This is a genomic window from Synechococcus sp. LTW-R (assembly GCF_014217875.1).
In the GTDB taxonomy this organism is placed as follows: Bacteria; Cyanobacteriota; Cyanobacteriia; order PCC-6307; family Cyanobiaceae; genus Vulcanococcus.
Genome location: NZ_CP059060.1, coordinates 1976666 through 1989558, shown reverse-complemented (window position 1 = coordinate 1989558; position 12893 = coordinate 1976666). Strand labels below are relative to the sequence as shown.

The window sequence follows — 12893 nt, the reverse complement described above, 5'->3', positions numbered from 1 at the left end:
CACTCGGGCAGACGCGCGCACGAGAGATGGCCAGCACCATGCCCAGCATCGACATCGGCATCCCTGAAGCCCAGCGGCAGGAGATCGCTGAGGGCCTGAGCCGCCTGCTCGCGGACACCTACGTCCTTTACGGCAACACCCACGGCTTCCACTGGAACGTCACGGGGCCGATGTTCAACACGCTCCACCTGATGTTCATGGACCAGTACACGGAGCTCTGGACCGCCCTGGATGTCATCGCCGAGCGCATCCGTGCCCTGGGGGTCGTCGCGCCCCATGGCGGCACGGCCCTGGGCCAACTGGCCTCGATTGCCGAAGCGCCCCAGCAGCCCCCCGCCCTAGAGATGGTCCGGCTGCTGGTCAGCGGCCATGAGTCCGTTGCCAGGACCGCGCGCAGCATCTTCCCGCTGGCCGATGCCGCCAGTGATGAACCGACCGCAGACCTGCTGACCCAACGGCTGCAGATCCACGAGAAAACCGCCTGGATGCTGCGCAGCCTCCTCGATCAATAGGCCTTAGCAGCTGGGGCCCCTAGATCCGGCCGGTACATTGAAGGGTCGCTTCAGGAGCCATGGCCAAATTCGTCTTCGTGACCGGTGGCGTGGTGTCCAGCATCGGCAAAGGGATCGTGGCCGCCAGCTTGGGGCGCCTGCTCAAGAGCCGCGGCTACAGCGTTTCGATCCTGAAGCTCGACCCGTACTTGAACGTGGACCCGGGCACGATGAGCCCGTTCCAACACGGTGAGGTCTTCGTCACCGAAGACGGCGCCGAGACCGACCTCGACCTGGGGCACTACGAGCGCTTTACCGACACCGCGATGTCACGCCTGAACAGCGTGACCACCGGCTCGATCTACCAATCGGTCATCAACAAGGAGCGCCGCGGGGACTACAACGGCGGCACCGTGCAGGTGATCCCCCACATCACCGGCGAGATCCGCGAGCGCATCCACCGGGTCGCCGCCAACAGCGGTGCGGATGTCGTGATCACCGAGATCGGGGGCACCGTGGGCGACATCGAGTCGCTGCCCTTCCTGGAGGCCATCCGCGAATTCCGCGGTGATGTGGGCCGCAACGACACGGCCTATGTCCACGTCACCCTGCTGCCCTACATCGGCACCTCGGGTGAACTGAAGACCAAACCCACCCAGCACTCCGTCAAGGAGCTGCGCTCCATTGGCATCCAGCCGGATGTCCTGGTCTGCCGCAGCGACCGTGAGATCAACGAAGAGCTCAAGGGCAAGATCGGCGGCTTCTGCGGCGTCCCCACCCGGGCCGTCATCCCCGCCCTCGATGCCGACAGCATCTACGCAGTTCCCATCACTCTCGAGCAGGAAGGTCTCTGCCGCGAGGTGCTCGATCTCCTGGGCCTGACGGACCACGAGTCCGACATGCAGCGCTGGGAGCAGATGGTCGCCAAGCTGCGCAACCCCGGCGCCGCCGTGAAGGTGGCCCTGGTGGGCAAGTACGTGCAGCTCAACGACGCCTACCTCTCGGTGGTGGAGGCCCTCCGCCACGCCTGCATCGACCGCGATGCCGCCCTGGATCTGCACTGGATCTGCGCCGAACAAATCGAAGAGCAAGGGGCCGATGCCCTGCTGCGCGGCATGGATGCCGTGGTCGTCCCCGGGGGCTTTGGCAACCGCGGCGTCGATGGCAAAGTGGCCGCCATCCGTTGGGCGCGGGAGCAACGGGTTCCCTTCCTGGGCCTCTGCCTGGGCATGCAGTGCGCCGTGATCGAGTGGGCGCGCAACCAGGCCGGCCTGACCGGCGCGACCAGCGCCGAACTCAACGCGGAGACCCCGCATCCGGTGATTCACCTGCTGCCCGAGCAACAGGACGTGGTCGACCTCGGCGGCACGATGCGCCTCGGCGTCTACCCCTGCCGGGTCGCCCCCGGCACTCTGGCCCACCGCCTCTACGGCGATGAGGTGGTCTACGAACGCCACCGCCACCGCTACGAGTTCAACAACGCCTACCGGAACCTCTTCCTGGAGTCCGGCTACGAGATCAGCGGCACCTCCCCCGATGGCCGCCTGGTGGAACTGATTGAGCTGAAGAACCACCCCTTCTTCACCGCCTGCCAGTACCACCCCGAATTCCTCTCCCGTCCCGGCCAGCCCCACCCGCTCTTCCGCGGACTGATCGAGGCGGCCCAACAGCGGCTTCCCTCCAGCCCTAGTGAAGCGATTGCCCAAGGGGCGAACGTCGCCGGCGCATGAGTGAGCAGGAGCCATTGGGCTCCAGCGGCCTACCCGTCGTGGAGACCTTCCACTCCCTGCAGGGAGAGGGAATCCATGCCGGGCGCAGCGCCTTTTTCATCCGTCTCGGGGGCTGCACGGTGGGCTGCAGCTGGTGCGACACCAAGCACTCCTGGCCCGCCGCGGCCCACCCGCAGCAGAGCCCCGAAGCCCTGGCCGACGCCGCAGCCCAGGCGGCTAACGCGGGGGCGGCCTTCGTGGTGATCACCGGCGGAGAACCGCTGCACCACAACCTCGATCCCCTCTGCGCAGCCATCCGCCAGCGCTGCGCGCTGCCGATTCACCTGGAAACCAGCGGCGTCGATCCCCTCAGTGGCTCGCCGGATTGGGTCAGCCTCTCGCCCAAGCGTCATCAACCGCCGCGGGCGGAGCTGCTGCTGCGCTGCGATGAGCTGAAGGTGATCGTGCACGAAGCCGCCGACCTGCTCTTTGCCGAGGTCAGCGCCAGCCAAGCCCCCCAGGCGACCTGGCTGCTGCAGCCCGGCTGGGACTGCCGCGAAGGGCAGGCCTTGGCCCTGGAGTTCGTGCAAGCCCGGCCCCGCTGGCGCCTGAGCCTGCAATCCCACAAGTGGCTCGGGGTGCGCTGAGGCGAGTGGGCATCATGGAGACGGTGCCCTCCACCGAAACCTTGCCCACCGCCATCGCCCTGCTCTCCGGAGGGCTGGATTCCGCCACCGCCGCCGCCCTCGCCCAAGCGGAGGGCTACCGCGTCATCGGCCTCTCCTTTGACTACGGCCAGCGCCATCGGCGCGAACTCCAGGCCGCCGCCGCGGTGGCGCAGGCCCTGGGCCTGGCCGAACACCACAGCATCAGCGTCAACCTGGCGGCCTGGGGTGGCTCAGCCCTGACGGACCCCGCCATGGAGGTTCCCAACACGGGGGTGCAGGACGGGGTGATCCCCAGCACCTACGTCCCGGGGCGCAACACGGTGTTCATCAGCATCGGCCTCAGCCTGGCGGAAGCCCGCGGCGCCGAACGCTTGGTGCTGGGGGTCAATGCGGTCGACTACTCCGGCTACCCGGATTGCCGCCCGGATTACCTGGGCGCCTTCCAGACCCTGGCGGACCTAGCCAGCAAGGCCGGCCGAGAGGGCCATGGCACCCAGCTCTGGGCGCCCCTGGTGGAGTGGAGCAAAACCAAGATCGTCCAGGAGGCGCTGCGCTTGGGGGTACCGATTGAGCAGACCTGGAGTTGCTACAGCGGCGGCGAGCATCCATGCGGCGTCTGCGACAGCTGCCGCATTCGCGATGCGGCCCTGATCGAGGCCGGGCGCCCCGACCTGACGAGCCCCTAAACGATGGGCAGCGCTCCACAGCCCAGCCAACGGCCGCTCCCCTGGATCGAACCCGCTGACCTCGCCCGCCACCTCGCCGCGCGCTTCGGCTCGGAGGGGCTGATCTGGCTCGATGGGGACGGCAGCAGCCTGGGGCGCTGGGCCAGCTTGGCCGCCGATCCGCTCGAGCAGATCGTCTGCCGCGGCCTCCCGGAGGAGAGCGGCAGTCGCAATCCCTTCACGGCGTTGCGCCAGCTGGGGGAGGGGCATTGGTGCGGCTGGCTCAGCTACGAAGCCGCCGCCTGGGTGGAACCTTCGGCCCACTGGAAGGCCGATGCGATGGCGACCCTCTGGATCGCCCGCCACGATCCGATCTTTCGCTTCGACCTGCAGGAGCAGAGGCTCTGGCTGGAGGGGCTCGACCCCACACGTCTGGAGGCCATGGCCACCTGGGCGGAGGCACTGGCTGGAACCCAGGCCAACCCCACGGAGCCAACGCCTATTTCCCACTGGCACTGGCACAGCAGCCCGGAAGAATTCAGCGCAGGGGTCCAGCGGATCCGTGAACGCATCGCCAGCGGCGACATCTTTCAGGCGAACCTCACGGCCTGCTGCTCCAGTCCACTGGAGGCCCCCGCTGAACCCTTGGGCCTGTTTGAGCGTTTGCGGCGGCGCTGCCCAGCCCCCTTTGCCGGCCTCGTGGTCGCCCCCGGGGAAGCGGTGATCTCGGCCTCGCCGGAACGCTTCCTGCAGGTCAGCCCAAGCGGCAAGGTCGAAACGCGCCCGATTAAAGGCACCCGGCCGCGCATGGTCGATACCCAGCAAGACGCCGATCAGGCGGCGGAGTTGGTCTGCAGCAGCAAGGACCGCGCCGAGAACGTGATGATCGTCGATCTCTTGCGCAACGACCTCGGCCGCGTCTGCGAGAGCGGCTCGATCCAGGTACCGCAATTGGTGGGCCTCGAGAGCTACGCCCAGGTCCACCACCTCACCTCGGTGGTCACCGGCCAACTGCGGGCGGGCACCAGTTGGGTCGACCTCCTGCAGGCCTGCTGGCCGGGGGGCTCCATCACCGGGGCACCGAAGCTGCGGGCCTGCCAGCGCATCGCCGAACTGGAGCCGGTGGCGCGGGGGCCCTACTGCGGCTCCTTGCTTCGGCGGGATTGGGATGGCAGCTTCGACAGCAGCATCCTGATCCGCACCGTGCTCCAACACGGCACCACCCTGCGCTGCCATGCGGGCTGCGGCATCGTCGCTGACTCCGATCCCCAGGCCGAAGCCGACGAATTGGGCTGGAAGCTGAACCCGCTGCTGGAGGCCCTGGGATGAAGGGCCGCAGCCTGAGCTGGATCGATGGCCGCTGGGTGGAGGCGAACGCGCCCGAACTCCCCCTCAATGACCGCGGTCTCCTGCTGGCCGACGGTCTGTTTGAAACGGTGCTGGTGCTGGATGGACGCGCCCGGTTGCTGGAGCCCCACCTCGAGCGCTGGCGCCAGAGTGCGGCGCTGCTGGGCCTACCCGAGCCGCCCCAGGCGGCCGTGGTCGAACCGCTGGTGGAGGAGGCGATTGCCCGTTGCGATCTACCCGATGGCCATGGCGCCCTGCGGCTGAACTGGAGTGGAGGCAGTGGCGGCCGCGGTCTGGACCGCCCGGAGTCCCTCGCGCCGCGCTTCTGGCTGCAGCTCAGTGCGACCACCCCCCAGTTTTCAGCCGTGCGGGCAATCGTGAGTCGCCATGAGCGGCGCAACGGCTCCAGCCGCCTGAGCCAATGCAAGACCTTTGCCTACGGGCAAGGTATCCAGGCCCGCCGCGAAGCCCAAATGGCAGGAGCCGATGACGCCCTGCTCCTCAGCACGAGCGGTGAACTCTGCTGCGGAACCGCCGCCAACCTGCTGGTGCAACGCCAGGGCCAATGGCTCACGCCACCCCTGAGCAGCGGCTGCCTCCCGGGGGTGATGCGCGGCCAGCTGCTGAGCCGTGGCCTCGTCCAGGAAGCGCGGCTCGAGGCCCAACCCCAAAGCGGCGACCGCTGGCTGTTGATCAACAGCCTGAGCTGCAGGCCGATCGAACGCCTGGATGGCCAAGCCCTAACCCCCCACAACCGGCAGGAGATCAGGGCCCTCTTTGATCCACTCGTGGCGGACTGAGATCAAACGCTGAGGAAACGATTGACCACGTCTTGGCTCAACTCGGCGGTGGGGCCGCTGGCCACGATGCCCCCCCGTTGCATCGCGTAGTAGCGGTCCGCCTGGCGAACAAAGTGGAGGTGTTGCTCGACGAGCAGAACACCAATGCCGGTCTCCGCAATGATCCGGCGCACCGCGGACTCAATGTCCTGAACGATGTTGGGCTGAATCCCCTCGGTGGGCTCATCCAACAGCAGCAATTTGGGCTGCCCAAGGAGTGCCCGGGCAATCGCCAGCTGCTGCTGCTGACCGCCGCTGAGGTCCCCACCCTTACGGGGCAAGAACTCCCGCAGGATCGGGAAGAGCTCGTAGACAAAAGGATCAATGCGGCGGTGGCGCGCTAACCCCCCGGGAAGCGCCTCCATGCCGAGCATCAAGTTCTCCTCCACGGTCAGTTGCGGGATGATTTCTCGTCCCTGCGGCACATACCCCAAGCCAGCGCGCGCCCGTTGATGGGGCGCCTGGCGGTCCAGGACAGCACCGTTGAAGCCGATGGAGCCCTGACGGGCGCGCAGCAGGCCGATGAGCGACTTCAGCAGGGTGGTCTTTCCCACCCCATTGCGGCCAATCAGGCAGACCATCTCCCCGGCATTCACGGTGAGGTCGACGTCCCGCAGGATGTGGCTCTCGCCGTAATAGGTGTTCAGCCCACAGATCTCCAACAGGGCGGTCATGACTGTTCCTCCTCTGATGTTCCGAGATAGACCTCAATCACCCGGGGATCGGCCTGGACCTGATCCATGGTTCCTTCACAGAGCACATGCCCCTGGTGCAGCACCGTCACAGGACTCTCCAGGCGACGGATGAACTCCATGTCGTGCTCAATCACGAGCACCGTGTGGTCACCGGCAAGGGACTTGAGTAAGTCGGCGGTGAGGTCGGTCTCCTCATCGGTCAGACCCGCCACCGGTTCATCCACCAGCAGCAGGTCGGGGTCCTGGCCCACCAGCATCGCGATCTCGAGCCATTGCTTCTGGCCGTGGGAGAGAGCTCCGGCTTCCCAGTCCGCACGGCTCTGCAGATTGACGATGCCCATCAGGTGATGCACCCGCTCTCGCTCCTGGCCGCCGAGGCGACCAAACAGGAGAGGCCAGGGCTGCTTGGGGCGACTCACCGCCAAGGCCAAATTCTCCTGAACGCTGAGCTTCTCAAAAACGCGGGGGCTCTGGAATTTGCGCCCAATGCCCAACCTGGCGATGCGGTGCTCCGCGCGGCCCACCAGGGAGCGTCCCTGAAAAAGGACATCCCCTTCGGTGGGTGCGGTCTTGCCCGTGATCACATCCAAGAAGGTGGTCTTGCCCGCCCCGTTGGGGCCAATAACCGCCCGCAGCTCTCCGGGCTGGAGGCTGAGGTTGAGATCACGCAGGGCCAGGAATCCGTCAAAGCTGACGGTGATCTCGCGCAGTTCAAGCAGGGGGGCACTCATGGCTGAACCTCCTCTTGTCCGTCCAGTTCCAGTTGCGGATAGGTGCCAATGCGCCGGGCGATGCCCAGGCGCGTGAGCAGGTTGCGGGGGCCATCGCTACGCCACCAACCGATGACGCCCTCCGGCAGGGCGGTGACCACCAAGATGAACAGGCCGCCTTGGATGAAGAGCCAGCTCTGGGGCATGGCCTCACTGACCAGGCTCTTGGCGTAGTTGATCGCGACGGCACCCAAGATGGCGCCCACCAACGTGCCGCGACCGCCCACGGCGACCCAAATCACCATCTCGATCGAGAAGGGGACGGTCATGTACTGGGGCGAGACGATCCCGGATTGCACCGTGTAGAGCGCCCCCCCAATGCCGGCCAAACCACCGGCAATCGCGAAGACGATCGTCTTGAAGAGGGTCGGGTTGAACCCCGCAAAGCGGAGCCGCGGCTCGTCATCGCGAATGGCAATCAAGACATCGCCAAAGCGACCGCGCACCACCCAGCGCACAAAGGCCCAGGCCGCGATCACCATCAGCGCTGTGAACCAGAAGAAGCCGCGCTGCATCTCCGGCGAACCCACCATCTGGCCAAACAACTGGGTCACGTCGGTCTTGAGACCGTTGGTGCCGTTGATCAGTTTTTGCTGGCCGTTGAAGAAGTTGAAAAAGACCAGCAGGGCCGCCTGGGTCAGGATCGAGAAGTAGACCCCTTTGATGCGGTTGCGAAACACCAGGTTGCCGAGCACGGCCGCCAGGACGGCCGGGATCAACCAGATCGCCACCAGGGTGAACAGGGGCGAATGGAAGGGCTGCCAAAACGCCGGAAGCTGCTTCACGCCATAGAGGCCGAAGAACTCCGGAATGCCATTGGGGAAACCGGAAGAGCTATTGAGCTGCAGATACATCGCCGCGGCATAGCCGCCCAAGGCAAAGAAGATGCCCTGCCCCAGGCTGAGCAGCCCTGTGAAGCCCCAGATCAGATCAATGCCCAGAGCAACAATCGCCAGCGAGAGGAAACGGCCCAGCAGGTTGAGACGAAACACGGGCAGGACCGCGGGTGCCGCAACGATCGCGGCAATGATCAGCACCCACAGCAGGAGCTGCGGCCAGCGGGACTGCTGAAAACGTTGAAACATCAGTTCAGGCCTCCACCATGCGTCCCTTCTGCGGGAAGAGGCCCGCGGGACGGAACTGCAAGAACAGAACGATCAGGGCGAAGACCATCACCTGCGCCATGCTCGTCGTGGCGAAGAACTTCACCGTCGCGGCCAGCGGAGAAGGCATCGCAGGCCAGAGCGTCAGCAGACGACCAGCACCGATCAGATCCGTGAGCCATCCAATGGTGAATGACGCCAGGACGGCGCCAAAGAGATTGCCCACGCCACCGAGGACCACAACCATGAAGCAGCCAACGATGTAAGAGCCGCCGACATTCGGCCCCACCGAGCCGAGGAGCGAGACCGCAACGCCGGCGATCCCCGCCAGTCCAGAACCAATGCCGAAGGTGAGGACATCGACGGTGTCCGTCGGAATGCCCAGGCAGTCACTCATGGACCGGTTCTGGGTCACGGCGCGGATGCGTGTTCCCCAAACACTGCGGTTGAGGAACAGGGTGACGCCAAGCACCGAGACGACGGTCATCACAATGATCACCAGCCGAGGCACCGGCAGGGTGAGATCGGCCCACTCCAAGCCACCACGCATCCATTGCGGCGCAGTCACGTCGACGTTTCTGGAGGTGGCGCGGGCAATCCGCGAGATCTGAGAAGCCAGACCACCCGCCAAGAGCACCCCGACCAAGGCCGAGGTCGCCCAACAACCGGCACGCACGAGTCGCGCCCGCGGTCCCTCCAGCAGGGGGGCGGGCAACACCAACGGCAAGCTGAAGCCCACCACCAGGGCGAGCACCACGCCAGCGGCGGTGGCCAGGGGAACACTGCGCACGAACTGCTGCAGGATCAGGCTCACCCCCCAGGTCGCCAGCAAGGTCTCGAGGGGATTGCCGTAGAGACGGCGAATCACCGTCCGCTCCAAGAGGATTCCGACGACGCCGCTCACCACGAAGGCCAGCGGAATCGCCACCAAGACATAGAGGTTGTAAACGGGTTCAAAGGCCGGCAGCTTGAAGATCAGCTGCACGACGTAGGTCGTGTAGGCGCCGAGCATGATCAGCTCGCCATGGGCGAGGTTGATCACCCCCATCAAGCCGAACACAATCGCCAGTCCAAGGGCGGCCATCAGCAACACCGAGCCGATGGCCACGCCGTTGAAGAGGCTTTCAAACAGCAGTTGCACGGAAATCCGAAGCAGGCAAGCAGGGGAGAAAGCAGAAAAAGAGGAGTCCCCGGAAGGACTCCCCCATCAGTCAGAGCGGCCGGAGAGGGCGATCAGAGCTTGTAGCGCTCACCCTTCTTGGCGTCCGTCCAGTCGCAGGCGTAACCCTTGGAGCTGGGCTCGTACTGGTTCCAGGCCTGAGGAGCCACAGGACCGTTGGTGGACTGGAGGATCTTGAACTGACCGTCCTTGGTGATCTCACCGATGCGCACGGTCTGGGAGAGGTGATGGTTGGGCATCACCTTGACCTTGCCCTGGGGTGCATCGAATTCGATGCCGATCAGGGCTTCGCGGACCTTGTTGTCATCGAAGCTGTTGGCCTTCTCGACGGCGGCCTTCCAGAGGTAGACCATGTTGTAGGCCGACTCCTGCGGGTCAGCGACCATGCGATCGCTGCCGTACTTCTTCTTGAAGTCAGCGGCGAACTTCTTCGATGCCGGGGTGTCGATCGACATCATGTAGTTCCAAGCGCCGTAGTGGCCCTCGAGGAACTCAGGTCCAATGGTGCTGATCTCTTCTTCCGCGATGGAGTAGCTCATCACGTAGTAGCCATTGGCCGGGGTCAGACCGGCGTCCTGGATCTGCTTGAAGAAAGCAACGTTCTGGTCACCATTCAGGGTGTTGATGATCACACCACCATTGGGCATCGCCTTCTTGATCTTGGCGATGATCGGAGCCACTTCGGTGTTACCGAGAGGCAGGTAGTCCTCACCCACAACCTTGCCGCCCAGCGACTTGAGCTGCTGCTTGGTGATGGTGTTGGAGGTGCGGGGGAAGACGTAGTCGGATCCCACGAGGAAGAAGGGCTTGCCAGCGGCAGGCGACTTCTTAAACATGAACTCGGTGGCGGGCTCCGACTGCTGGTTCGGAGTTGCACCGGTGTAGAAGATGTTCTTGGAACACTCCTGACCCTCGTACTGAATCGGGTAGTAGAGGAAGGCGTCCTTAGACTCGTAGACGGGCAGCATCGCCTTGCGGCTGGCGGAGGTCCAACCACCGAAGACCACAGGAACCTTGTCCTGATCGATCAGCTTCTTGGACTTCTCAGCAAAGGTCGGCCAATCGGATGCGCCGTCTTCAACGATGTAGTCAATTTTGTATTTCTTGCCGTCAACGGTGACACCACCGGCGGCATTGATCTCATCAATGGCCATCTTTTCGGTGTCCACCAGAGTGGACTCCGAAATCGCCATCGTGCCGGTCAAGGAGTGAAGGATCCCGACTTTGACGGTGTCGTCGTACTGAACATTGGAGGCGGAGTCACCGCCACCACAGGCCACCAAGCTCAGCGAAGTAGCGAGGGCCGTTGCACCGGTCAGCAGACGCAACGAAGACTTGCGCATCAAAGGAGATGCCATAACTTTGAATCAATGAAGGCCGCCGCCGTCGTTCAGCGGTAAGAGGAATGTATTGATCGAGGCAGGGCTTCCCAGGTAGCAATCAGCACCAAATCGACAATTACGAGTCCAGCCAGACTTGAGTCAAATTCAAAAAGAATTCGGCGACTTTTGCGCCGTATCAACGGCAACAGATCAACAGCTACCTCGGTAGCTGTTGCAACAGAAAGGTCTCGACCTGCTCCAGGCCTTCTCCGCTGTGGAGGTTCGTGAAACACCAGCCGCGGCCCGGGCGCATCCGCTCGGTGTCGCGCTCCATCACCTCAAGGCTGGCCCCCACCATGGGCGCCAAATCGATCTTGTTGATCACCAGCAGGTCGGATCGCGTAATGCCAGGACCGCCTTTGCGCGGAATCTTGTCTCCAGCCGCCACATCAATGACATAGATGCAGAGGTCCACCAGCTCCGGGCTGAAGCTGGCCGCCAAGTTGTCACCACCGCTCTCGACCAGCACCAGATCGAGATTCGGATAGGCCTCCTCGAGATCCGCGACGGCCGCTCGGTTAATCGAACAGTCCTCCCGAATGGCCGTATGGGGACAGCCTCCAGTCTCGACGCCACGAATGCGCCCGGGCTCCAGCGCTCCAGCGCGGGTCAGGAATTGGGCGTCCTCCTGGGTATAGATGTCGTTGGTGACCACCGCCAGCTCCAGTCGGTCACGCAGACGACGACAGAGCGCCTCCACGAGAGCCGTCTTCCCCGAGCCGACCGGACCGGCCACACCCACCCGCAAACGACTGGTCGTCATCGCCTCAGCCCCTGAGCACCGTTGAAGTTGAGCATGGTGATCGGCTCAGCTGCGGAACAAACGGGAGTAAAGCTCCGCGTGGCGCAACTGGGCCGTCCCCGCCCCCACCGCTCCGTTCCAATGCTGCCGCGGATCCAGCGCCGCCAGCTCCTGCCCCCGCTGGGCCAAGAGGGGGGCGAGCTTGAGTTGCAGGCGTTGGGCCTGGGTCGGGCCCAACGGAACCAAACGGACCGCCGCACTGAGCTGATTGGCAACCCAGGAGTAGAGGTAGGCCTCCTCCACCTCCGGCGAATCCAACGCGAGGGACACGCAAGCCCAGGCGTAGGCCGCTGGCCAGGCCAACGGGACCCCGACTTGGGGCAGGGGCCAACCGAGGTCGGCGAACAACGTGACCAAGGACCGTCCCATCTGGCGTTGCTGGGCCCGCAGCTCCGCCGCTTCGCGCTGCACCAGCAACCAACGATCCAGGCTTCGCAGCTGCCGCTCCGCCTCCGGCTCACCAGCGCTCCAGGCGCGCAGCATCGCCATCAAGGGCGCAAGCGCGGCGGCCTCCATGGCCACGCCACCACGCAGCAGCTCCGCCCTCAGCCAATCCTCCATCGCCTGCTCGGAGCTGAGCCGACCGGACTGAACCAAGACCTCCAAGCCCTCGGAATAGCTGAAGGCCCCCACCGGCAGCGCCGGACTGACCAACTGATAGAGCCGGAGCCGATCAGCCATGGGAGTGGGCATGGGGAACGCCCTCATAGGCACCGGCCTCAGGCCGGAAGGGCGCATCGAGACACTCCACCTGCAGCTGCCGTTGCCGCAGGAGGTCCGCCAGGACGCTGTCCTGCAAGAGCACCAGGCGGTCGGGATGCAACTCCATCGCCACGTGGCGATTCCCCAGGTGATAAGCCGCCTGCAGCAGGGCCAAGGGGTCAGTGCTGCGGACGTGCATCACCGGCTCCGGCTCCGCCTCGACCTGCACCCGCCATTGACCGTCGTCGCTGACCAGGCAATCCCCGGGCTGCAGAGCCGCGCCACGGGGAAGCTGCAGCACGAGATCACGGCCACAGCAACTGCGGCGATGGCCCCGCAGGCTCGTGCGCTCATCAGCCGTCAGGGCCAACTGCAAGGGGGCGGCCCCGGACTGGGGCAGCGCTCCCTCGGAGTGACGCTCCACCAAGACGATCGCTGAACCCTGCTCCACCTGATGGGATCCGAAAGGCATCACCCTGACAAGTGACCACCCCTGGCCTTTGTGCTGATTGTTACCAAAGCAGGCGCGACGGGACCGGA

At 64.9% G+C, this 12893-nt stretch carries 14 protein-coding genes; 6 read left to right on the top strand and 8 right to left on the bottom strand.

What is annotated here, in order from left to right; translation table 11 throughout:
- Positions 1-26 precede the first annotated feature (26 nt).
- Genes H0O22_RS11045 through H0O22_RS11020 form a run of 6 tightly spaced genes read left to right on the top strand, consistent with a single transcriptional unit; the run spans position 27 to position 5680 of the window.
- Positions 27-512, top strand: a complete 486-nt coding sequence (locus H0O22_RS11045) for a Dps family protein (RefSeq protein WP_185186698.1) — start codon at positions 27-29, stop codon at positions 510-512.
- A 59-nt stretch (positions 513-571) separates the two neighbouring features.
- Positions 572-2221, top strand: a complete 1650-nt coding sequence (locus H0O22_RS11040; protein ID WP_185186697.1) for a CTP synthase — start codon at positions 572-574, stop codon at positions 2219-2221.
- A complete protein-coding gene (locus tag H0O22_RS11035) occupies positions 2218-2847 on the top strand; it encodes a 7-carboxy-7-deazaguanine synthase QueE (RefSeq protein ID WP_185186696.1) in 630 nt (209 codons plus the stop codon). Before H0O22_RS11040 ends, H0O22_RS11035 begins: the two co-directional genes overlap by 4 nt.
- Positions 2848-2861: 14 nt before the next feature.
- Positions 2862-3554: a 7-cyano-7-deazaguanine synthase QueC gene (queC, locus tag H0O22_RS11030; protein ID WP_185188408.1), complete on the top strand. Its 693-nt coding sequence runs from the start codon at positions 2862-2864 to the stop codon at positions 3552-3554.
- 3 nt (positions 3555-3557) lie between these two features.
- A complete protein-coding gene (locus H0O22_RS11025) occupies positions 3558-4862 on the top strand; it encodes an anthranilate synthase component I family protein (protein ID WP_185186695.1) in 1305 nt (434 codons plus the stop codon).
- Entirely contained in the window at positions 4859-5680 is an 822-nt protein-coding gene (locus tag H0O22_RS11020; protein WP_185186694.1) for an aminotransferase class IV, read from the top strand. Before H0O22_RS11025 ends, H0O22_RS11020 begins: the two co-directional genes overlap by 4 nt.
- A gap of 2 nt (positions 5681-5682) precedes the next feature.
- Here the strand turns inward: H0O22_RS11020 and urtE are convergent, their stop codons facing one another.
- From urtE to ureE, 8 genes are all read right to left on the bottom strand, one after another.
- Positions 5683-6393, bottom strand: coding sequence for an urea ABC transporter ATP-binding subunit UrtE (gene urtE, locus H0O22_RS11015; protein ID WP_185186693.1), 711 nt, complete (start codon positions 6391-6393; stop codon positions 5683-5685).
- On the bottom strand, positions 6390-7145 hold the full coding sequence (gene urtD / locus H0O22_RS11010) for an urea ABC transporter ATP-binding protein UrtD (protein WP_185186692.1): 756 nt from the start codon (positions 7143-7145) through the stop codon (positions 6390-6392). Before urtD ends, urtE begins: the two co-directional genes overlap by 4 nt.
- Positions 7142-8269 carry an urea ABC transporter permease subunit UrtC gene (gene urtC / locus H0O22_RS11005; protein WP_185186691.1) on the bottom strand — a complete coding sequence of 376 codons (1128 nt, stop codon included), beginning with the start codon at positions 8267-8269 and terminating at the stop codon, positions 7142-7144. Before urtC ends, urtD begins: the two co-directional genes overlap by 4 nt.
- A gap of 4 nt (positions 8270-8273) precedes the next feature.
- Positions 8274-9428, bottom strand: coding sequence for a branched-chain amino acid ABC transporter permease (locus H0O22_RS11000; RefSeq protein ID WP_185186690.1), 1155 nt, complete (start codon positions 9426-9428; stop codon positions 8274-8276).
- A 92-nt stretch (positions 9429-9520) separates the two neighbouring features.
- Entirely contained in the window at positions 9521-10810 is a 1290-nt protein-coding gene (gene urtA, locus H0O22_RS10995; RefSeq protein ID WP_185186689.1) for an urea ABC transporter substrate-binding protein, read from the bottom strand.
- A gap of 196 nt (positions 10811-11006) precedes the next feature.
- Positions 11007-11612 (bottom strand): urease accessory protein UreG, encoded by a 606-nt coding sequence (ureG, locus tag H0O22_RS10990; RefSeq protein WP_185186688.1) that lies wholly within the window; start codon positions 11610-11612, stop codon positions 11007-11009.
- 45 nt (positions 11613-11657) lie between these two features.
- A complete protein-coding gene (locus H0O22_RS10985; RefSeq protein ID WP_255439297.1) occupies positions 11658-12332 on the bottom strand; it encodes an urease accessory protein UreF in 675 nt (224 codons plus the stop codon).
- Complete coding sequence (gene ureE / locus H0O22_RS10980; RefSeq protein WP_185186686.1) at positions 12325-12825, bottom strand: urease accessory protein UreE; 501 nt, start codon at positions 12823-12825, stop codon at positions 12325-12327. Before ureE ends, H0O22_RS10985 begins: the two co-directional genes overlap by 8 nt.
- Positions 12826-12893 lie beyond the last annotated feature (68 nt).

Coding starts and splice junctions, on each gene's coding strand:
- H0O22_RS11020 (WP_185186694.1), top strand. CDS start 4,859: ATGAAGGGCCGCAGCCTGAGCTGGATCGATGGCCGCTGGGTGGAGGCG.
- ureE (WP_185186686.1), bottom strand. CDS start 12,825: ATGCCTTTCGGATCCCATCAGGTGGAGCAGGGTTCAGCGATCGTCTTG.
- urtA (WP_185186689.1), bottom strand. CDS start 10,810: ATGCGCAAGTCTTCGTTGCGTCTGCTGACCGGTGCAACGGCCCTCGCT.
- H0O22_RS11025 (WP_185186695.1), top strand. CDS start 3,558: ATGGGCAGCGCTCCACAGCCCAGCCAACGGCCGCTCCCCTGGATCGAA.
- H0O22_RS11040 (WP_185186697.1), top strand. CDS start 572: ATGGCCAAATTCGTCTTCGTGACCGGTGGCGTGGTGTCCAGCATCGGC.
- ureG (WP_185186688.1), bottom strand. CDS start 11,612: ATGACGACCAGTCGTTTGCGGGTGGGTGTGGCCGGTCCGGTCGGCTCG.
- H0O22_RS10985 (WP_255439297.1), bottom strand. CDS start 12,332: ATGGCTGATCGGCTCCGGCTCTATCAGTTGGTCAGTCCGGCGCTGCCG.
- urtE (WP_185186693.1), bottom strand. CDS start 6,393: ATGACCGCCCTGTTGGAGATCTGTGGGCTGAACACCTATTACGGCGAG.
- urtD (WP_185186692.1), bottom strand. CDS start 7,145: ATGAGTGCCCCCCTGCTTGAACTGCGCGAGATCACCGTCAGCTTTGAC.
- H0O22_RS11035 (WP_185186696.1), top strand. CDS start 2,218: ATGAGTGAGCAGGAGCCATTGGGCTCCAGCGGCCTACCCGTCGTGGAG.
- urtC (WP_185186691.1), bottom strand. CDS start 8,269: ATGTTTCAACGTTTTCAGCAGTCCCGCTGGCCGCAGCTCCTGCTGTGG.
- H0O22_RS11045 (WP_185186698.1), top strand. CDS start 27: ATGGCCAGCACCATGCCCAGCATCGACATCGGCATCCCTGAAGCCCAG.
- queC (WP_185188408.1), top strand. CDS start 2,862: ATGGAGACGGTGCCCTCCACCGAAACCTTGCCCACCGCCATCGCCCTG.